Below are 19,330 nucleotides of genomic sequence, written 5' to 3'. Positions count from 1 at the left end.
TTATTCATGGCGCAATATCTTATTAAAAAAATCCTTTACAGTATACTGGTTTTAGCCGGTGTGGTAGTATTGGTGTTCTTTTTGTTCCAGGGTTTCGGAGATCCGGCAAGGTTAGTGATGGGACAGACGGGGGATGCCAAAACACAGGAGAATATTCGCAAAGAACTGTACCTGGATCAACCCAAATGGAAGCAGTTTTTGTTGTATGTAAATGACGTATCACCGCTGGCCATTCATTCCGGAGAAGAGATCAGCACCAAACAGCTCAAAGGTATTTTTATAGGCGGTGAACAAAAGCTGGGCATAAAAGTTCCTTACCTCCGAAGATCTTATCAAAGCAAAAGAGAGGTGGGTGCTATATTGATGCAGGCCTTACCCGGCACCATTATGCTCACCATTGCTGCCATGGCTATTGCCGTTGTGATCGGTATTCCGTTGGGGGTGGTAGCGGCGGTTAAACAAAATACCTGGCTCGATACCAGCGCTATCTTTTCAAGCATCGTAGGCATTTCTGCGCCCTCTTTTTTTATGGGAATCGTGATTGCTTACCTCTTCGGGTTTGTATGGACCCAATACACAGGACTGCAGATCAGTGGTAACTGGTTTGATATAGACGAAGTGACCGGTGAACGCATTTTCAGCTTTAAAAATTTATTGCTCCCCGCTATTACATTGGGCATCCGTCCCCTGGCTATTATTACACAGCTTACCCGTAGTGCCATGCTGGATGTGCTGGATCAGGATTATATAAGAACGGCATACGCCAAAGGTTTGAGCAAATGGATAGTAGTGTGGCGGCACGCTTTGAAGAATGCATTGAACCCGGTCATCACCGCAATTACCGGTTGGTTTGCTGAGCTACTGGCCGGGGCCTTTTTTGTTGAGTACATATTTGGCTGGCAGGGTATAGGTAAAGTAACCGTAGATGCTTTGGAAAAACTGGATTACCCGGTTGTAATGGGATCGGTATTAATATCGGCTACTTTTTTTGTCTTGATGAATATTATAGCCGATTTGTTGTACGGGGTGTTTGATCCGAGGGTGAGTAGATAGCAAGTAGGTGTTTAGAAAGTAGGGAGTGGGGAGCTGTTGATATTCAAGGTTCGGTAATCAATGTTTAATATTCAGGAACCAGCGTTTGAACAAAACTAAATCGGAGAGGGCGGAATGGATGTTGTTTCCTTAGAGTACCTGCTAAAGTAAACATCGTTGTTAGTGAAGGTGTATCATACCAAGATATTTTTTACTCTAGGCGATCTCAGTATGGTTTTAAATATCCAGCGACCAGTATCCCGCACCGCGTAACCTACTTCACAATCACTTCCTTGATCACTTTCCCTCCCAGTGCTTCATTTACCCGCTCTATGATCTTGGACCGCTGGTACACCAGCTCATGCTTTAAAGGTGCTACCGAAGTGTAAACAAACAATTTGTCCCCGATGATATGCAGTTTGTCGGTGTAACGCGCTACTGTTTTGCCCATAATATTCTCCCATACCGCATCGATCTCCAATGCCTGTATGTCACCACGGATGCGACTTTTATTTAAGAACTCTTTTAATGCTTCGCCTAAGGAATACTCTCCCATACTATAGATTTTAACCGACCGCTCAGCCAGCTCACAAAGATATCAAATCAAAGTCGGCTTTTAAAGTTTCAAGGTGTTTTGTTAAGCGGTCGCGATTGGTATCGGTAATAAAAACCTGGCCGTTATTTTCCATGCACACTTTTTGTAGCAGGTTGCCGATGCGATCTTCGTCTAGTTTTTCAAAAACATCATCCAGCAACAATAATGGGGTAATTTTCTTCTCTTGTGTAATTACTTGTAGCTCTGTTAGTTTTAAGGCAAAAAGCAGGCTTTTACGCTGGCCCTGGGAAGCTATGTTCTTAAACGGCTGCTGATTGAGCTGGAGAATAATATCATCGCGGTGTATACCGGCGGTGGTGCGCTGCAACATACGATCCCTGCCTTGGGTAGCTGATAACAGCTCTTCAAAAGAAGTCTCTAATAAACGGCTATCGTAAAGAATGGATAAGTTCTCTTCTTTTTGAGCGATCTCGGTATATAGCCTTTTTACTTTGGGTAAGAAAGATACCAGGAACTGACTTCTCTGCTCAAATATATAATTACCAGGCACAATCAGTTGTTCTGTCAGTATCTGCAGTAATGCTTCATCCAGCCGGCCCGTTTCTGCCGCCGATTTAAGCAGTGAGTTGCGTTGCTGTAAAACTCTGTTATACTGAATAAGCTTCTGTAAATATTCAGGATTGAGCTGCGATAGCAGGGAATCCAGAAAACTACGTCTCTCTTCACTGCCACCGGTAATCAATACAGCATCATCGGGTGCAATGACTACACAGGGGTAACGCCCGATATGTTGGGAGAACTTTTCGTAGGCGGCACCATTAATTAGAAATTCCTTTTTATTGTTCTCTCTCAGGATACAGGTTGCGGTTTCTTCAATATCATCTTTGGTTAACCGGCCTTCCAGCCTGAAGCCTTTCGAGCCCTGATGCACATTAACCGCATCAGTGGTACTAAAATAACTCCTGGTAAAGCAGAGATAGTGAATCGCATCCAGTATATTCGTCTTACCCACGCCGTTCTTGCCGCAAATACCAATTACGTTTTTACTGAATTCAAAAACCTTATTGGTGTAGTTTTTAAACTGGAATAATGATATGGAATTTAACCTCAGCATTTACACAAAAATAGGCTTTGGCCGGTACAAAATGCCACTAGCCCCTGGCGATCATTGTCTGCGGTTTTGCTTTGACACATCAAAATGGTATTTTGCAGGTCGCAAATAGCTATAATTAATTAATCAAAGCTGTGGAGTATAGCGCAGAAATAAAATGGACGGATCGCCCGGGCTCGTTAAATGATGAGGTACACGTATATGCCTGTGATATAGAAGCACTTGATATAATGCCTTTTTTGTCGTTATTAACGCAGGAGGAGTTAGCCAAAGCAGTAGCCTTTCGTCAAAAAGCAGATGCGGACCGTTTTGTTACCGGCAGGGTTGTAGTTAAAAAGCTACTGGCGTATTATAGTACTTTAGATGTGGCGAGTATTGTTATTAGCCAGGGTGAAAAAGGGAAACCGGTTGCCCAAACCAGGACAGGAATAAGGCTTCCATCTTTTAATATCAGCCATTCGGGTAATAAGGTATTGGTAGCCGTGAGTAGCGATTGGGTGGGAATTGATGTGGAGTTGGTTGCAGGCATAGCGTTAGCAGACCTGGTTAATGCAGTATTCTCAGAACAGGAACTTGCAGCATTTGCAAACAGTTCTGACCCAATCACAACCTTTTATAGTTTTTGGACACGTAAAGAAGCCTTGTTAAAGGCAGCTGGAGTGGGGCTTATCGACAGTCTTAAAGCCATTGACGTTAGTCGAAATATCGACACAGATTTTGTAAAAACATTTACCCGAAAAGAGTATGAGCTGTTTAGTTTTATGATGCAGGACAATAATGCACGTTACTTTGCCAGTCTTTGTTATCTTAAAAACAAGCCAATCAGGTTTATTGAATTAACCAATGAATTATTAAGGCAATTATAATAGCTTATTTTCTTTTCGATTTTTCCCAGGCTGCACTTTGCGATTTTTTAAAGTACCGGTTAATACCGGCAATCACTGCATAATTCATCAGGCAGAAATAGTAAGGAATAAAGAAGGCTTTTATTTTGAGGTTTCTCTTTTCCAAAAAATAGCCCACAACGCTTAAGCCATAAAAGAGAATTTGCCCGACCAGTAAGGCAATGTATAGCGGGTGTTGGGTTTGTAAAGCAATGAAAATATTAAGTACAAATACGAGTATCATTAAAAACGGCGTAACCGTCCAGCGCAAAACGCGGTGACTGATATATTGAAAAGTAAGTATCGGGTTACGAAAGGGGTTAGCAGCTTTTTTCAACCGGAATATAGACTGGATACCACCCGCAGCGATCCTGATCTTTCTTTTCAGCTCTTCTTTAGAATCGGCAGATGCCGTTTCCATAGCGTAGGCCTTCGGTTCATAGGCAATCACAAATCCTTTTTCGGCAATACGCATCGCAATCATATGATCATCGATGATCGTATCGGTCTCAACCGGCTGGTACAATGATCTCCTGATGCTGAACAATTCTCCAGCCGCGCCTACATTGCTGTACAGCTCATAATCCCATTTTTTTAAGGCAGATTCATATTTCCAGTAGAATCCTTCACCTGCCGAGCTGGCATCTGCACTATCGGCAACCATTATCTTTTTCTCACCTGCTACTGCCCCCACTTTAGGATCCTGGTAGTGTTTAACCAACTCTTTAATAGCGTCCTTATTCAAATAAGTATTGGCGTCTGTAAACACAACAATATCGCTGGTTAGCTCAGGCATTACCCTTTTTATAGCTGCCATTTTACCGCCCCGCTCGTCTTTATGATATAGCCTCACCCGGGTATAGTTTTGTATTTTCTGCGGCGTGTGGTCATTAGAGCCGTCTGTTACAAAAACTATATCGAAGAGATGTGCAGGGTAATCCAGCCCAAGGCAGTTTTTAATTTTTTCGTCGATATAGGCCTCTTCGTTGTAAGCTGCAATAAGTAAAGTTACGGTTGGTAACCGTTGTTCATTCAAAATAATGGACTCCTTCTTCTTGCCGATAATTCGCTTCAGCTTTATTAGCGCGTATAAAAAAATGCCATAACCGGCAAATGCATAAAAAACAATAAAAAGGCTGATCCAGAACAGAATAATCATGGTATAAAATATCCTAATGAACTGCTGTTTGCAGAATGGGTTAAATTCCACCAAATGCCTTTAAATGTTTGGGCCGCCAGATCGGTCCTGCCATTTCTCAAATGTATCAAAAGCTGTTTTGGTGTGGCTATAAAAATGTAATAAGCCGAAAATAAGGCTGTGTTAGTAAGGTTGGTATTTTTCCTGATATACAACATGCGATTGCGCGTCATAAAAAACGCTTTAATAGGACTGGCTTTACCTACGCTGATCGACTCTTTATGATAAATAACGGCTTTGCCTGTAAACCAGATTTTTTTCCCGATCTTTTTAAATTTCTCGCACCAATCCAGCTCTTCATAATATAAGAAATATCGTTCATCCATCATCCCCGCCTGGTCCAGGTCGGTTCTACGGCACATTACAGCGGCGCCATGGCAAAAACCTGTCTCCCGGCTGTCGTTACTATATTGACCTGTATCGGTTTCTTTATCCCCGATAGCGCCATTACGTGCCGTAATGTAATTCATCGCTGTAAACCCGGCATATTGTATGAGCTGCTTGTTCTCATAGAATTTAATTAGCGGGGACAGCAGCCCTATAGAAGGATTTTGTTCCATTTCTTTGACCAGGGCTTCCAGGAAACCAGCCGTTATTTCAGTGTCGTTATTAAGTAGTAAAAGGTAGTAGCCTTTGGCATTTTTAATGCCCAGGTTATTGCCGCCGGCATATCCCAGATTTTTGGAGGAATGGATATAAATAAGCCCCGGATATGCAGCCGCAAAATCAGTCATCCTGTTCTCAACAGGAGCATTATCCACGAGTATCACTTCAACTTCGTCACTATTGGTAAATCGTTTCACCGATTTTAAAAAATCTATAGTAACGGCTGGTTGGTTGTAGTTTACCGTTATTATTGAAGTTAGAGGCATTATGTTACGAAGATAAAATCTTTTGGTAATCAACCATTCGCTAAATTTAGTAAAGTCTGATGTATTTCGTACACCTGCATGATCACAGATGTTCTGCCGTTGTTGTCAATAACGAAATTGCAACGTTTCATTTTTTCAGATTCCTCCATTTGCTTTTCCATGCGTGCTTCAATAGCTGCACGGTCCAGGCCGCCGCCACGTTGAAGTACTCTTTTGATGCGCAGCTCTTTCTCTGCCCATACACCTATCGTATAATCCAGGTATTTTTCGCTCCCGCTTTCAAATATTAATGCGGCTTCTTTTATAGCATAAGGCCCCTGTTGCCTGGCAAACCAGTCTATAGAATCCTTTATAGTAGCGGGGTGTGTAATGGCATTTAATTGGGCCAGCAAAGGCGCATTATTGAAGACTTTTGAGGATAGATAGGTCCGGTTCAGTTGGCCGTCTTTATAAGTATCGGCTCCAAATAGTTCAGTTAGTTGCCGCATTATTTGCTGGTTGGTGTTCATCAGGTTTTTAGCAGTGCTGTCGGCATCGTAAATGGCGATGCCCAGGGTGGAAAAAATATTGGCAATGGTTGTTTTACCACTGCCAATACCGCCTGTAAGGCCGATTTGTAACATATTGTAAGTTTAACGTTCGCAGGTTTAATGTTCAATGTTTAAACTAGAAAACCTCAAACGTTGAACTTTAAACTTTTAAACTATTTTGCGGGCGTAGCAGCAGCAGGCTTGTTGATCTGTGCTGTCCAATCCATGCTGATCGCCGATTTTTCAATTTTAATATAATTACCCGGGCTGATTTCGATGTTCAAGGTACCATCTTCGTTTACCTGTTGAATTTTTCCGTGTATACCTGCTATGGTAACTATTTTATCACCTTTCTGTAGATCCTCGATGAACTTTTTCTGATTTTTTGCTTTTTTAGCCTGAGGACGGATAAAGAACAGCCAGAATACGAGAACCATCCCTACTAGGAAAATCAATTGGAAAGATCCGCCGCCCTGACCCTGTGCTTGTAAAATGTAATGCATCATTATTTATTAACTGTAAAAAAATTATTTGGTAACATTCACCTGGAACGTCAATGTGTGCTGTGTGAAAGGTTTGGTGTTAGCAGTTACCACAACTGTTTTAGTATGTGTACCCTCGCTTTGACCTTCGCTGTTAAATTTCGCTACAATTTTTTCTTCTTTTCCGGGTAAAACAGGCTTTTCAGGCTTTTCTGCTACAGTACATCCGCAACCTGGCTGAACACTCGAAATAATTAACGGTTTGTCCCCTGTATTCTTAACCAAGAAAGGAATTTCTACTACCTGTCCCTTTTTTACATCGCCCAGGTTTTTATAAGTGGAGTCAACCCAGCTTATTGTAGTGAAATTGGATGAGTCTTTTAAGGCTTCCTGTTTCAGGGAGTCAGTTAAAGGTGTATCTGTGGCTGTTTTGTTTTCACCATTACTATTGCAGGCAACTAATGCAGCAGCAGCAGAAATAATCAGTACTAAACGTTTCATGTGATCCAGATTGATTTTAATTTAATTTTTGCAGTGCGAATGTAGATCAATATTCAAACCCAGCGAAAAATATTGCCTTAAAATCAGGATTTTCTAAAATCCTTTTTCTTTAATTTTCCTTCTTCTACCAATTCTTTGTGAATATTATCGAGAATACCATTTACGAAATGACCACTTTGAGCGGTACTGTAATCCTTTGCCAGGTCGATATATTCGTTGATGGTTACCTTAGGCGGGATGGTTTCGAAGTATAAGAACTCGGCTACCCCCAGTTTCATCAGCACCATATCCAGAAGGGCAATACGTTCGGGGTCCCAGTTTTTTAGCTTGGGAGTGATCAGTGTCAGCAGATAGTCCTCCTTATCAATCGCCGTTTTTAACAGGTTTACGGCAAACTGCTCCTTATCGGCAGTAATAATTTGTTGAAAACCTGCTGCCTGTGGTTTCCGTATAAATGCGGCAACACTTTGTACAATCATTTCGCCATCGTCGTCCCAATTGCTGAAAATTTCTTCGATATGTGCTACAAATTCTTCATTATCCAACATCAGGTCGTTAAAAATATATTCAAATATTTTCCGGTCTTCCTGCAGGCTTTGCTGCTGGATATTGATATAATGTAGGTATTGTTGAGAAGTAGTAAGCTGGGTATATATTTTTCTCACCAGCTCTTCATCGATCAGGTGTTCGGTTTTTTCATTCTTAAAAGCTATTTTAACCTCGTTCAGGTCCAGGATCTGCCAAAGCAGATTACTTCCTGCCAGCTTGGTATTTACATTCAGATCTTTTTCGCTTGGTATATATTTATGCGATTTGCGGAAGGCATCTTTTTCGGCATAGCGGGCTATTTCAGTTAAGAAGTGCACTACATATACCATTAAAGAGCGTGTTTGGCTGAAATGTTGTCTAAGCGTTTTTTGCGGATCAAGGGGTTTGTCGGTATCCAGACTGGAGGTGTACGAATAAAGGGTTTGCATCACTTTTACCCTTATGTTTCTTCTGCTAATCATTGAATCAAGAACTATTTTGAACCGGCGAAGATAAGGTTTTTATTAGTTGACAGGTTGAAAAGTTGTTAGTTGACAGGGAGATGGTCTACAGGTTGATAAGTTGATAGGTTAACTGGTAGGGCTTGCTGAGCGGGTGACTGGTTGATAAGCTGAGGAGGATTGAGGAGGTGGGGAAGGTTAACCGGTCGATTAGTTGAGGGGTGAGAATTGATAGGTTAAACGGGGCCTGTATGGCAACGAACCTTGGTAATCTTTTAAACTAGTCAACTGGCAATCTTATCAACCAACAACCCAGTCTACCTATCCAACTAACCCTTGCCATCCTGTCAACCCATCAACTAGTCAACTCATTCGTTAATCAACTCACATTGCCATCTTGTCATTTGCATAAAAAGGAGGCCGGTAACCTGTCATCAAACTGAAAAAATTTCATGTTTCCTAACCGTGGCATATTATTTAGGGTACATTTGCCAACCATAAAGTGATTCATAAGAATCATCTTAAATAATCAAATTTTTTAAAAAGATAAACAATGGCTAAAAAATCGACTGTTACCCCTTTACATGACAGGGTAATCGTAAAACCAGCAGCAGCTGAAGAAAAAACAGCAGGCGGTATCATCATCCCTGATACAGCAAAAGAAAAACCACAACGCGGTACTGTAGTTGCAGCCGGTCCTGGCAAAAAAGACGAACCGGTGACTGTAAAAACCGGAGACACTGTTTTGTACGGTAAATACGCGGGTACTGAAATCCAGATCGAAGGTCAGGATCTTTTAATTATGCGTGAAAGCGATATTCTCGCTATCGTTTAATGTAAAATAATAAATGTAAAATGACGCATATAAACTACGTATCATCCTGCATTTAATATTTAATATTCAATACTTTAAATTCTAAATAGAAATGGCAAAACAATTACACTTCAATATAGAAGCGAGAAATAAAATGAAAAAAGGCGTTGATGCTTTAGCAAACGCTGTAAAAGTAACCCTGGGCCCTAAAGGCCGTAACGTGGTTATTGAGAAAAAATTTGGTGCTCCTGCTGTAACTAAAGACGGTGTTACCGTAGCAAAAGAAATTGAGCTGGAAGATGCAATTGAGAACATGGGCGCTCAAATGGTAAAAGAAGTAGCTTCTAAAACTGCTGATATTGCAGGTGATGGTACTACTACTGCTACTGTATTAGCTCAGGCTATCATCAGCGAAGGTTTGAAAATGGTAGCTGCAGGCGCTAACCCAATGGACCTGAAACGTGGTATTGATAAAGCGGTTTCTTTAGTAGTAGAGAACCTGAAAGCGCAAAGCCAGACTGTTGGGAGCGATAGCAAAAAGATCAAACAGGTTGCTTCTATTTCAGCTAACAACGACGATCAGATCGGTGATTTGATTGCTCAGGCTTTTGGTAAAGTAGGTAAAGAAGGGGTGATCACTGTAGAAGAAGCAAAAGGTACTGATACTACCGTAGACGTAGTAGAAGGTATGCAGTTCGACCGTGGTTATATCTCTCCATACTTCGTTACCAACAGCGAAAAAATGGAAGCTGAATTACAAAGCCCATACATCCTGATCTACGATAAAAAGATCAGCGCAATGAAAGATATTTTATCTATCCTCGAGAAAGTAGCTCAAAGCGGCCGTCCTTTGGTAATTATTGCTGAAGATTTAGAAGGTGAAGCATTGGCTACCCTGGTGGTAAATAAATTACGTGGTACTTTGAAAGTAGCTGCTGTTAAAGCTCCCGGCTTTGGCGACAGGAGAAAAGAAATGTTACAGGATATCGCCATCTTAACAGGTGGTACAGTTATTTCTGAAGACATGGGCCACAAATTAGAAGGTGCTGATATTTCAGCTCTGGGTCAGGCAGCTTCAATTACCATCGATAAAGACAACACGATTGTTGTTGGCGGTAAAGGCAAAAAAGCAGATATCGTGGGTCGTGTAAACCAGATTAAAGCTCAGATCGAGTCTACTACATCTGATTACGATAAAGAAAAATTACAGGAGCGTTTAGCTAAATTAAGCGGTGGTGTTGCTGTATTATATGTAGGTGCTGCTACAGAGGTTGAAATGAAAGAGAAAAAAGACCGTGTAGATGATGCTTTACATGCAACGCGTGCTGCAGTTGAAGAAGGTATTGTTCCTGGTGGTGGTGTTGCTTACATCCGTGCCGTAGCATCTTTAGATGTGAAAGTAAAAGGACAGATCGAAGACGAACAAACAGGTATGGCTATTGTAAAACGTGCTTTGGAAGCGCCTATCCGCACTTTAACGGACAACGCGGGCATCGATGGTTCTATAGTTGTTCAGAAAATTAAAGATGGTACCGGTGATTTCGGTTTCAACGCAAGAACAGAATCTTATGAAAACCTGTTCAAAGCTGGTGTTATCGACCCAACTAAAGTTAGCCGTGTAGCTTTGGAGAATGCAGCTTCTATCGCTGGTATGTTATTAACTACCGAGTGTGTAATTGCTGACAAACCAGAACCTAAATCTGCAGCACCTGCAATGCCAGGTGGTCCGGATATGGGTGGCATGGGCTATTAATTTAGCTGATGGTTTTAAGATGACAGTTGACAGCTGTCGGCCGTTCTAATATAAAAAGTCCCGCTTCGGTTTCGAGGCGGGACTTTTTGTGTTAAAGCATTAATTAATAACAGCGGTGGCACGTATTAGAGTTACCGGAACTCATCTAAGAAAAAAAGGCATTCATCTAAAAAATAAGGGCATTCATCGAATTGGCACTTTGTATAGGAATTTATCTATATATCTTTATAATGGTTTAGAGGGCTAGAGTGGGCAACGACACCTTTTCAGGTATGGTTGACCCCTCTTTTTTTTGCCTATATCATTATTCCTCAACTACTATCAATAGATATGTTAAAGTACCTTATTGGCTTTGCGCAAAATGACAACGCTGCACGGGGTATTCCCAGGAGGAGAGCTTTTAGGGCCAGTTCTAAAATCAGCCTAATGCCTTTCATTGTGAACAGGGCATATAACCTGCTCATAAACTCATGAAAAACAGTCATATAACTATTTTTCACTACAGATAGTACCAGGGATTGCGCTTCGAAGAAGAAATGTAGTTTTTCATATTTTTCCAGAAAGCCAGTACCATGTAAACGATAATGGGTGACCCCATGGTTAATACAGAAGAATAAATAAAATATTGCCTGATACGACAGGGAGAAATATGTAACCTGTCACCAATAGAAGAGCAAACACCAAAAGCATTCCACTCGACAAAATTTTTTAGGCGATTCATACTAACTATAGTTGGTTTACATTACAAAATTACCAAATCCCCTGATAATTTCAATAACTTCTATGGATTAGAACCCTTATTTTTTGTAAATTCGCGCCACTGCTAATGAAGGTATTACTAATATAAAAATATATTAAAAATGACATTTGATCTCGGTTTGGTTAGGAAAACTCATTTTAAAATTGAACAAAAGCTAACCGTGTCCGTTAATCATTAAAACACCTTCTGATCTGAAAGCAAAAACTTTACACCTCTTTTCTGAAAAGGATAACCCCTGAAGTTATCAGGCTACATAGTGGTTAAAGTGATGTAGATGGTGTTCTGTGGACCTGATCCCGGAGACTATAAGAATGATATAATCGATACAGGCTGGCAAGAAATGGCAGTGCCGGCAACTGTTTTAAATCTGCCTTCATATTGAAAAGACTTCTGTTATGAACATGTATAAGGATTACATTAAGGAAATTGAAGAAAGAAAGGCCCAGGGGCTTCATCCCAAGCCTATTGATGGCGCTGAATTGCTTAGCGAAATTATTGAACAGATAAAGGATGTCAATAACGAGTATAGAGCCGATTCTCTTAACTTTTTTATTTATAACACGTTGCCAGGTACCACGAGTGCTGCGGCGGTAAAAGCTACATTTTTAAAGGAAATCATCCTGGGCGCATCAATAGTTGAAGAAATTACGCCAGCTTTTGCGTTTGAACTACTATCACATATGAAGGGTGGACCTTCTATTGAAGTATTGCTGGACCTGGCCCTGGGTAATGATCCTGCGACTGCTCAGCAAGCAGCTGATGTGCTTAAAACGCAGGTTTTTCTTTATGATGCGGATACGGACCGGTTAAAAGAAGCATTTAAGAATGATAATGCAATAGCTAAAGACATACTGGAAAGTTATGCTAAGGCAGAATTTTTTACCAAATTGCCGGAAGTTCCGGAAGAGATCCAGATCGTAACATTTATTGCCGGCGAAGGTGATATATCTACGGATCTGCTTTCTCCGGGTAACCAGGCTCACTCGCGTTCTGACCGTGAGTTGCATGGTAAATGTATGATTACTCCCAAAGCGCAGGAAGAGATCAAGGCGCTTCAGGCACAGCATCCTGACAAGAGCGTGATGTTAGTTGCAGAGAAAGGTACTATGGGAGTAGGATCATCAAGAATGTCTGGTGTCAACAACGTGGCGCTTTGGACCGGCAAGCGGGCAAGCCCTTATGTTCCGTTTGTTAATATAGCTCCTATTGTGGGTGGTACCAATGGTATTTCACCCATCTTCCTTACGACAGTTGATGTTACGGGTGGTATTGGTATTGACCTTAAGAACTGGGTAAAGAAAACTGATGCAGATGGTAATGTGGTTCGCGACGAAAATGGCGATCCTGTCCTGGAAGAGGTTTATTCAGTAGCAACCGGTACTGTTTTGACCATTAATACTAAAACAAAGAAATTATATAACGGGGAACAGGAGTTGATTGATATTGCCAAAGCACTTACACCTCAGAAAAAAGAATTTATAAGGGCTGGTGGTTCTTATGCCATTGTATTTGGTAAAAAAATACAGACGGTTGCGGCTAAAATTCTGGATATTGAGCCGACTGCGGTATTTGCGCCTTCAAAGGAAATTTCGAATGAGGGACAGGGACTGACAGCGGTAGAAAAGATATTTAACAGGAACGCGGTTGGAATTACACCAGGTAAGATCTTACATGCGGGCTCCGATGTTCGGGTTGAAGTAAACATCGTTGGTTCACAGGATACTACCGGTTTAATGACGGCGCAGGAGCTGGAGTCGATGGCTGCTACAGTCATTTCCCCGATTGTTGATGGCGCTTATCAGTCTGGTTGTCATACTGCATCAGTATGGGATAAAAAAGCCCAGGCTAATATTCCTAAACTAATGAGGTTTATGAATGATTTCGGTTTGATTACTGCCCGTGATCCTAAGGGTGAGTACCATTCCATGACGGATGTGATTCATAAAGTTCTTAATGATATTACGGTAGATGAGTGGGCTATTATTATTGGAGGGGACTCTCATACCAGGATGTCTAAAGGCGTGGCGTTTGGAGCTGATTCAGGAACGGTTGCCTTAGCATTGGCTACAGGTGAGGCATCTATGCCTATTCCGGAGTCGGTAAAAGTAACTTTCAAAGGTGAAATGAAGGAGCATATGGATTTCCGTGATGTGGTTCATGCCACACAGGCGCAGATGCTGCAACAGTTTGGTGGAGAGAATGTATTCCAGGGAAGAATCATTGAAGTGCATATTGGTACGCTTCCTGCTGACCAGGCCTTTACCTTTACCGACTGGACTGCGGAGATGAAAGCCAAAGCCTCTATCAATATTTCTGAAGATGATACTTTGATCGAATCGTTGGAAATTGCCAAAGGCAGGATACAGATCATGATCGATAAAGGTATGGATAACAGCAAGCAGGTATTGCAGGGGTTAATTAATAAGGCAGACAAACGTATAGCCGAAATTAAATCGGGTGAAAAGCCGGCTCTTACGCCTGATGCCAACGCAAAATATTATGCCGAAGTAGTAATAGACCTGGATGCAATTGTAGAGCCGATGATCGCTGATCCGGATGTTAATAATAAAGATGTATCCAAGCGTTATACACACGATACGATCCGCGCCTTATCTCATTATGGTGGTGATAAAAAAGTGGATTTAGGCTTTGTAGGTTCCTGTATGGTGCACAAAGGTGATCTGAAAATTGTTTCCCAGATGTTAAAGAACCTGGAAGCTCAACAAGGAAAAGTGGAGTTTCATGCGCCGCTGGTTGTAGCTGCTCCTACTTACAATATAATTGATGAGCTGAAAGAAGAGGGCGATTGGGACCTGCTGCAAAAGTATTCGGGATTCGAGTTCAACGACCTGTTGCCCAAAAGTACCGCCCGCACAGAATATGAAAATATGATGTACCTGGAGCGTCCGGGTTGTAACCTCTGCATGGGGAACCAGGAAAAAGCAGCTAAAGGAGACACTGTTATGGCAACGTCAACCCGCTTATTCCAGGGGCGTGTGGTAGAAGATTCTGAACGTAAGAAAGGCGAGTCTTTACTGGCATCAACCCCGGTAGTGGTGTTGTCTGCTATATTGGGAAGGATTCCGAATATAGATGAATACAAGGCGGCTGTTGAAGGCATCAACCTTACGAAGTTTGTTCCTTCTGTTAAGGAACTGACAGCATAAAGATATTCGTTTGGGTATTTGACATAATCAACCCCGTTCTGTTAACAGAGCGGGGTTTCTTTATGATCCTTTAGCTTGGACGAGTTTTGGCCCTATTTCTGCAACCAGGGGGTAGGATTTGTTTAAGTATTTGGAAATATCCAACCGCAGGCTACAATCCCTAACTTTGTAGTCTCTCGCAATCTTAATTTTTTAGTACAAAAAAATTAGTAGACATGGCATTCGATCTCGATCTGATTAAGAAAGTTTATTCTGAATTTGAACAAAAAGTAAACGATGTACGCCAGTTACTGGGTCGTCCTTTAACTTTTACCGAAAAAATATTATATGCACATTTGACGAATCCTGCTACCAGGGCATACGACAGGGGTGTTGACTATGTAGATTTTGCTCCCGACAGGGTAGCTATGCAGGATGCTACGGCCCAGATGGCACTGTTGCAATTTATGCAGGCTGGCCGGTCTAAAGTGGCAGTACCGTCAACCGTGCATTGCGATCACCTTATTATGGCTGAAACAGGTGCTGAGGCTGATTTAAGACAAGCCAAAACAGAAAGTAAAGAAGTGTTTGATTTTTTAGCTTCCGTATCTAATAAATATGGAATCGGCTTCTGGAAGCCGGGGGCAGGCATTATTCACCAGGTGGTTTTGGAAAACTATGCTTTTCCGGGAGGTATGATGATTGGTACGGATAGCCACACTGTAAATGCAGGTGGGCTTGGCATGGTAGCCATTGGCGTAGGTGGCGCTGATGCCTGTGATGTAATGGCAGGGTTGCCATGGGAGCTAAAGATGCCTAAATTGATTGGGGTTAAATTAACAGGTAAGCTAAATGGATGGACAGCGCCAAAAGATGTGATCTTAAAAGTAGCCGGTATCTTAACAGTTAAAGGCGGTACCGGTTGTATTGTGGAGTATTTTGGAGAAGGGGCGACATCTATGAGCTGTACTGGTAAAGGCACTATTTGTAATATGGGCGCTGAAATAGGTGCAACGACGTCAACATTTGGTTATGATGATAGCATGAGCCGTTATCTGAAAGCCACTGGGCGCGAAGAGATCGCCGCTGCTGCAGATGCTATTGCCCAGCATTTAACGGCCGACCCGGAAGTTTATGCTAACCCTGAGCAATATTTTGACCAGTTGATTGAAATTAACCTGGACGAACTGGAGCCTCACCTGAATGGCCCTTTCACGCCCGACCTGGCTACCCCGATCTCTAAAATGAAAGAAGTGGCAGCTGCAAATGATTGGCCGACTAAAATCGAAGTAGGGTTGATCGGTAGTTGTACCAACTCTTCTTATGAAGATATCAGTCGTGCTGTATCCCTGGCTAAGCAGGTTAATGAAAAAGGACTTAAAACGAAAGCAGAGTTTACCATAACTCCGGGTTCTGAACAGGTTCGTTATACCATTGAGCGGGATGGCTTCCTGGATACATTTGATAAGATTGGGGCTACGGTATTTGCCAATGCCTGCGGACCCTGTATTGGTATGTGGAACAGGGTAGGTGCCGAAAAGAAGGAAAAGAATACAATAGTTCATTCTTTCAACAGGAATTTTGCAAAACGTGCTGATGGTAATCCGAATACCTATGCATTTGTAGCTTCTCCTGAAGTAGTGACCGCTCTTGCTATTGCGGGTGATTTAACATTCAATCCGCTTACAGATACGTTGATTAATGAAAAAGGGGAAACGGTGAAACTGGATCCGCCAACGGGTGAGGAATTACCGTCCAGAGGGTTTGCGGTTGACGATCCCGGATTCCAGGCTCCGGCCGCTGACGGCAGCGGGGTTCAGGTAATCGTTGATCCGGCCAGCAAACGTTTACAGTTATTAGATCCGTTTGCTCCCTGGGAAGGCACTGATCTGAAAGGCCTGAAGTTGCTGATCAAAGCCAAAGGGAAGTGTACAACCGATCATATCTCTATGGCGGGTCCCTGGCTTAAATTCAGGGGACACCTCGATAATATCTCTAATAATATGTTGATTGGAGCGGTAAATTTCTTTAATGATAAAACCGATAACATCAAGAACCAGCTCACTGGTGAGTACGGTCCGGTGCCGGCCACACAGCGCGCATATAAAGCCGCAGGTATTGGCAGTATTGTTGTGGGTGATGAGAATTATGGTGAAGGGAGCAGCCGTGAGCATGCGGCTATGGAGCCGCGGCATTTGGGTGTTCGGGTAGTTTTGGTAAAATCATTTGCCCGTATTCACGAAACCAACCTGAAGAAACAGGGCATGTTGGCACTGACTTTTGCTGATAAGGATGATTACGAAAAAATACAGGAAGATGATGTGGTTGACATTATGGGTTTAACCGGGTTTGCTCCCGGCAAGCCGCTAACCCTGGTATTACATCATTCTGACGGTACAACTGATAATATACAGGCAAATCATACCTATAATGATCAGCAGATCGAATGGTTTAAGGCCGGTGGTGCGCTCAACATCATCAGGAGAGAGTTTGCTGCCAATAATTAGTATTCACCAATAAGTGGTTCGTAGGTGTCATTTCTTTTAAAAGATTGACACCTTTTTTGTTGCGTTTTTTACAATAAACACGTTTGAAGTACCAAACAAAATTTGTAAATGAAACGAAGCATTGCCCGGATCTGTCTTTTTTTAATTGCCATAACTTTATTATGGGCAGGCTCCTGTACAAAGGAAAGTGATACTGAACGGGGTTATTATCTAACTACGGCCTACAAAAATACATTGGCTGTGCCGGTAACGATCCAATATGGGTTGCGGCTAAAAAGGGAGCCGGCTAAAGAGGATACGACTGGTTTTGTCGGGCAGATAATTACGATAGAACCGGGAAGAGCTTATGAAGCTTCAGTCTTTATGTGCACGGCTAATTGCGGACCTTTAATTTTAAGCGAGTCAGATCCCCGTTATCAGAAAAACCTGGTTAAAGTCACGATGAATGGTAAAGAGAAAATCGATACTTCCTGTGGTTTATATTATTCAATTTTTCCGGATGCTGGAAGAAAGACGACTTGCGAAGCTGACATAGCCAATCTTTTTAAAGATGAACAATGGATTAAAACAAAGGATGCTGCCGGAAACATTATCAGAAGGGAGTATGTAATAGACGAGTCTGATATGGCAGAAGCAAAATAGTTATTTTAAAAGCGTCGACTTAAATTATCGGGCTGCTGCGAATGGGTAGTTAATTACGTCTTTGATAATATTACTTTAAATTCATTATTGCAAATGAGGCTTTCAATTGTTAGCACACTTTTTATTGGCCTGGTAATGCTGGCATGTAATAAAAACTCCCGGGTTAACGATGACTGCGAGTCGGGATGTAAACCGAACCGCGTATGCACCGAGGAATTCAGAAGTTTGATTGTTCAGGTTATAGACGGCTCTCATGCAGAAGTGGCATTAGATAGCTTTGTAGTGGTGAGGTTGAGGGATTCTCAATTGATCATTAATAATGACGAAGCTGCTACGCAAACAGGAATAACAGGTGGCACAGGCAGGTATTTAATATTTTCTGATTCGAAAATCAATGAAACTTCGCGGTGCGGAGAAGATTTTGAATTCAGAGGTTATATAAACAAGCAGTCCATAGCAAACAGGGTTTATACAATTGCTCACGATTGTTGCCATATCAATCTTATATCAGGCGATACGAAAATTATTATTGATAAATAAAAAACCGCTGAAAGAATCAGCGGTTCAATTAGTCGTCATCCTGTGTAAACCGGTTGGCTTCGGCAAGAATAATTCACAAGGATTTAGCGAATTTCTTTTGTCCTATCGGAAACACAAGATGACAATATTTTAGAAATTATCGAATTGTATTTTGTTTCCTACTCTAACGGATATTATGGCGGAAATGTTCTGGTAACAATGCCTTATAATTGTTAAAACTATTTTCCGGTCATTAACTTTCTTAAATTCATTAACCCGTAACGCATTCTGCCCAAAGCTGTATTGATACTGCATCCGGTCATGTCAGCAATTTCCTTAAAGCTAAGATTGGCGAAATGCCTTAATATGATAACTTCTCTTTGCTCTTCGGGTAACTGTTCCAGGAGGTCTTTGGCTTTACCCATGCTTTGTACTTTGATAATCTTATCTTCTGCATTTTGTTCGGTACAGTTAATAGTGTCCAGCACTTCGTTATCTGTATTACTTTTTGCAAAAGGAAAACGTTTGAGTTTTCTAAAATAATCAACGCAGAGGTTATGGGCAATACGCATCGCCCAGGGCAAAAATTTACCTTCTTCCTTGTATTTACCACTTTTCAGGGTTTCTATGATTTTAATAAAAACATCCTGCGAAATATCTTCAGCGTGGTATTTATCCTTAACAATAAAAAGTATCGTATTAAAAAGCTTGTCCTTGTACCTCTCCAGTAATGAATCGAGTGCCGATTCGTTACCACTTGTAAACAAGTGTATAAGCTCGTTGTCGCTCTTTTTTATATCTGTAGTCATTACTTTCTGAAATGATTAAAATAGTTTGTAGCCCCTTTTTCTTCTCATGTACCTTTATCTCTGTACTACTACGGATGCAAATCACCCAAAAAATTGCCCAAAAGTGTTAAAAATTTTGTTAAAATTACAATTATTTGTTAACAAAATGTTGATTATCAATAATAATATTTTTTACCAGATGACATTTTAAGGCTACCTGATCTATTTCCAAAACCGGCTAAAAAG

Annotated in this window: 18 protein-coding genes; 8 read left to right on the top strand and 10 right to left on the bottom strand. The window is 41.5% G+C overall.

What is annotated here, in order from left to right:
* Window positions 1–6: 6 nt before the first annotated feature.
* Window positions 7–1,053 carry an ABC transporter permease gene (locus U0035_RS04890; RefSeq protein WP_114788924.1) on the top strand — a complete coding sequence of 349 codons (1,047 nt, stop codon included), beginning with the start codon at window positions 7–9 and terminating at the stop codon, window positions 1,051–1,053.
* Between the two features lie 253 nt (window positions 1,054–1,306).
* On the opposite strand, the gene U0035_RS04885 is transcribed toward U0035_RS04890, so the two are convergent.
* Together U0035_RS04885 and recF are read right to left on the bottom strand one after the other, a co-directional pair.
* Window positions 1,307–1,588, bottom strand: coding sequence for a DciA family protein (locus tag U0035_RS04885; RefSeq protein ID WP_114788923.1), 282 nt, complete (start codon window positions 1,586–1,588; stop codon window positions 1,307–1,309).
* A 31-nt stretch (window positions 1,589–1,619) separates the two neighbouring features.
* Window positions 1,620–2,702, bottom strand: coding sequence for a DNA replication/repair protein RecF (gene recF / locus U0035_RS04880; protein ID WP_114788922.1), 1,083 nt, complete (start codon window positions 2,700–2,702; stop codon window positions 1,620–1,622).
* Window positions 2,703–2,833: 131 nt separating this feature from the next.
* On the opposite strand from recF, the gene U0035_RS04875 reads away from it, so the two are divergent.
* Window positions 2,834–3,565, top strand: a complete 732-nt coding sequence (locus U0035_RS04875) for a 4'-phosphopantetheinyl transferase family protein (RefSeq protein WP_114788921.1) — start codon at window positions 2,834–2,836, stop codon at window positions 3,563–3,565.
* Between the two features lie 4 nt (window positions 3,566–3,569).
* On the opposite strand, the gene U0035_RS04870 is transcribed toward U0035_RS04875, so the two are convergent.
* From U0035_RS04870 to nusB, 6 genes are all read right to left on the bottom strand, one after another.
* Entirely contained in the window at window positions 3,570–4,742 is a 1,173-nt protein-coding gene (locus U0035_RS04870) for a glycosyltransferase family 2 protein (protein WP_114788920.1), read from the bottom strand.
* Window positions 4,739–5,653 carry a glycosyltransferase family 2 protein gene (locus U0035_RS04865; RefSeq protein ID WP_114789673.1) on the bottom strand — a complete coding sequence of 305 codons (915 nt, stop codon included), beginning with the start codon at window positions 5,651–5,653 and terminating at the stop codon, window positions 4,739–4,741. Before U0035_RS04865 ends, U0035_RS04870 begins: the two co-directional genes overlap by 4 nt.
* A 29-nt stretch (window positions 5,654–5,682) precedes the next feature.
* A complete protein-coding gene (coaE, locus tag U0035_RS04860) occupies window positions 5,683–6,276 on the bottom strand; it encodes a dephospho-CoA kinase (protein WP_114788919.1) in 594 nt (197 codons plus the stop codon).
* Window positions 6,277–6,356: 80 nt separating this feature from the next.
* Window positions 6,357–6,689, bottom strand: a complete 333-nt coding sequence (gene yajC / locus U0035_RS04855) for a preprotein translocase subunit YajC (protein ID WP_114788918.1) — start codon at window positions 6,687–6,689, stop codon at window positions 6,357–6,359.
* A gap of 21 nt (window positions 6,690–6,710) precedes the next feature.
* Window positions 6,711–7,166 carry a DUF1573 domain-containing protein gene (locus U0035_RS04850; RefSeq protein WP_114788917.1) on the bottom strand — a complete coding sequence of 152 codons (456 nt, stop codon included), beginning with the start codon at window positions 7,164–7,166 and terminating at the stop codon, window positions 6,711–6,713.
* An 83-nt stretch (window positions 7,167–7,249) separates the two neighbouring features.
* Window positions 7,250–8,176 (bottom strand): transcription antitermination factor NusB, encoded by a 927-nt coding sequence (nusB, locus tag U0035_RS04845; protein WP_114788916.1) that lies wholly within the window; start codon window positions 8,174–8,176, stop codon window positions 7,250–7,252.
* A gap of 532 nt (window positions 8,177–8,708) precedes the next feature.
* Between nusB and U0035_RS04840 the strand changes: the two genes are divergently transcribed.
* Both U0035_RS04840 and groL read left to right on the top strand, forming a co-directional pair.
* Window positions 8,709–8,990 carry a co-chaperone GroES gene (locus U0035_RS04840; protein ID WP_114788915.1) on the top strand — a complete coding sequence of 94 codons (282 nt, stop codon included), beginning with the start codon at window positions 8,709–8,711 and terminating at the stop codon, window positions 8,988–8,990.
* A gap of 91 nt (window positions 8,991–9,081) precedes the next feature.
* Window positions 9,082–10,722 carry a chaperonin GroEL gene (groL, locus tag U0035_RS04835; protein ID WP_114788914.1) on the top strand — a complete coding sequence of 547 codons (1,641 nt, stop codon included), beginning with the start codon at window positions 9,082–9,084 and terminating at the stop codon, window positions 10,720–10,722.
* Between the two features lie 499 nt (window positions 10,723–11,221).
* On the opposite strand, the gene U0035_RS04830 is transcribed toward groL, so the two are convergent.
* On the bottom strand, window positions 11,222–11,443 hold the full coding sequence (locus tag U0035_RS04830; protein WP_114788913.1) for a PspC domain-containing protein: 222 nt from the start codon (window positions 11,441–11,443) through the stop codon (window positions 11,222–11,224).
* A gap of 434 nt (window positions 11,444–11,877) precedes the next feature.
* Between U0035_RS04830 and U0035_RS04825 the strand changes: the two genes are divergently transcribed.
* From U0035_RS04825 to U0035_RS04810, 4 genes are all read left to right on the top strand, one after another.
* A complete protein-coding gene (locus tag U0035_RS04825; protein ID WP_114788912.1) occupies window positions 11,878–14,649 on the top strand; it encodes a bifunctional aconitate hydratase 2/2-methylisocitrate dehydratase in 2,772 nt (923 codons plus the stop codon).
* Window positions 14,650–14,864: 215 nt separating this feature from the next.
* Window positions 14,865–17,135, top strand: coding sequence for an aconitate hydratase (locus tag U0035_RS04820; RefSeq protein ID WP_114788911.1), 2,271 nt, complete (start codon window positions 14,865–14,867; stop codon window positions 17,133–17,135).
* Between the two features lie 108 nt (window positions 17,136–17,243).
* Window positions 17,244–17,777, top strand: a complete 534-nt coding sequence (locus U0035_RS04815) for a hypothetical protein (RefSeq protein ID WP_114788910.1) — start codon at window positions 17,244–17,246, stop codon at window positions 17,775–17,777.
* Window positions 17,778–17,870: 93 nt separating this feature from the next.
* The gene (locus tag U0035_RS04810) at window positions 17,871–18,317 is read left to right on the top strand and encodes a hypothetical protein (protein ID WP_114788909.1); all 447 of its coding nucleotides are present in this window, start codon (window positions 17,871–17,873) and stop codon (window positions 18,315–18,317) included.
* A 218-nt stretch (window positions 18,318–18,535) separates the two neighbouring features.
* On the opposite strand, the gene U0035_RS04805 is transcribed toward U0035_RS04810, so the two are convergent.
* Window positions 18,536–19,105 (bottom strand): RNA polymerase sigma factor, encoded by a 570-nt coding sequence (locus U0035_RS04805; RefSeq protein ID WP_114788908.1) that lies wholly within the window; start codon window positions 19,103–19,105, stop codon window positions 18,536–18,538.
* Window positions 19,106–19,330: the final 225 nt, after the last annotated feature.

The organism is Niabella yanshanensis, from assembly GCF_034424215.1.
GTDB lineage: Bacteria > Bacteroidota > Bacteroidia > Chitinophagales > Chitinophagaceae > Niabella > Niabella yanshanensis.
This window is presented reverse-complemented; position numbering and strand designations above follow the sequence as displayed.

What these genes read in the sequence shown, in the direction of transcription:
- U0035_RS04890 (WP_114788924.1), top strand. Translation starts at nt 7, where the DNA reads ATGGCGCAATATCTTATTAAAAAAATCCTTTACAGTATACTGGTTTTA.
- U0035_RS04885 (WP_114788923.1), bottom strand. Translation starts at nt 1,588, where the DNA reads ATGGGAGAGTATTCCTTAGGCGAAGCATTAAAAGAGTTCTTAAATAAA.
- recF (WP_114788922.1), bottom strand. Translation starts at nt 2,702, where the DNA reads ATGCTGAGGTTAAATTCCATATCATTATTCCAGTTTAAAAACTACACC.
- U0035_RS04870 (WP_114788920.1), bottom strand. Translation starts at nt 4,742, where the DNA reads ATGATTATTCTGTTCTGGATCAGCCTTTTTATTGTTTTTTATGCATTT.
- U0035_RS04865 (WP_114789673.1), bottom strand. Translation starts at nt 5,653, where the DNA reads ATGCCTCTAACTTCAATAATAACGGTAAACTACAACCAACCAGCCGTT.
- coaE (WP_114788919.1), bottom strand. Translation starts at nt 6,276, where the DNA reads ATGTTACAAATCGGCCTTACAGGCGGTATTGGCAGTGGTAAAACAACC.
- yajC (WP_114788918.1), bottom strand. Translation starts at nt 6,689, where the DNA reads ATGATGCATTACATTTTACAAGCACAGGGTCAGGGCGGCGGATCTTTC.
- U0035_RS04850 (WP_114788917.1), bottom strand. Translation starts at nt 7,166, where the DNA reads ATGAAACGTTTAGTACTGATTATTTCTGCTGCTGCTGCATTAGTTGCC.
- nusB (WP_114788916.1), bottom strand. Translation starts at nt 8,176, where the DNA reads ATGATTAGCAGAAGAAACATAAGGGTAAAAGTGATGCAAACCCTTTAT.
- U0035_RS04840 (WP_114788915.1), top strand. Translation starts at nt 8,709, where the DNA reads ATGGCTAAAAAATCGACTGTTACCCCTTTACATGACAGGGTAATCGTA.
- groL (WP_114788914.1), top strand. Translation starts at nt 9,082, where the DNA reads ATGGCAAAACAATTACACTTCAATATAGAAGCGAGAAATAAAATGAAA.
- U0035_RS04830 (WP_114788913.1), bottom strand. Translation starts at nt 11,443, where the DNA reads ATGAATCGCCTAAAAAATTTTGTCGAGTGGAATGCTTTTGGTGTTTGC.
- U0035_RS04825 (WP_114788912.1), top strand. Translation starts at nt 11,878, where the DNA reads ATGAACATGTATAAGGATTACATTAAGGAAATTGAAGAAAGAAAGGCC.
- U0035_RS04820 (WP_114788911.1), top strand. Translation starts at nt 14,865, where the DNA reads ATGGCATTCGATCTCGATCTGATTAAGAAAGTTTATTCTGAATTTGAA.
- U0035_RS04815 (WP_114788910.1), top strand. Translation starts at nt 17,244, where the DNA reads ATGAAACGAAGCATTGCCCGGATCTGTCTTTTTTTAATTGCCATAACT.
- U0035_RS04810 (WP_114788909.1), top strand. Translation starts at nt 17,871, where the DNA reads ATGAGGCTTTCAATTGTTAGCACACTTTTTATTGGCCTGGTAATGCTG.
- U0035_RS04805 (WP_114788908.1), bottom strand. Translation starts at nt 19,105, where the DNA reads ATGACTACAGATATAAAAAAGAGCGACAACGAGCTTATACACTTGTTT.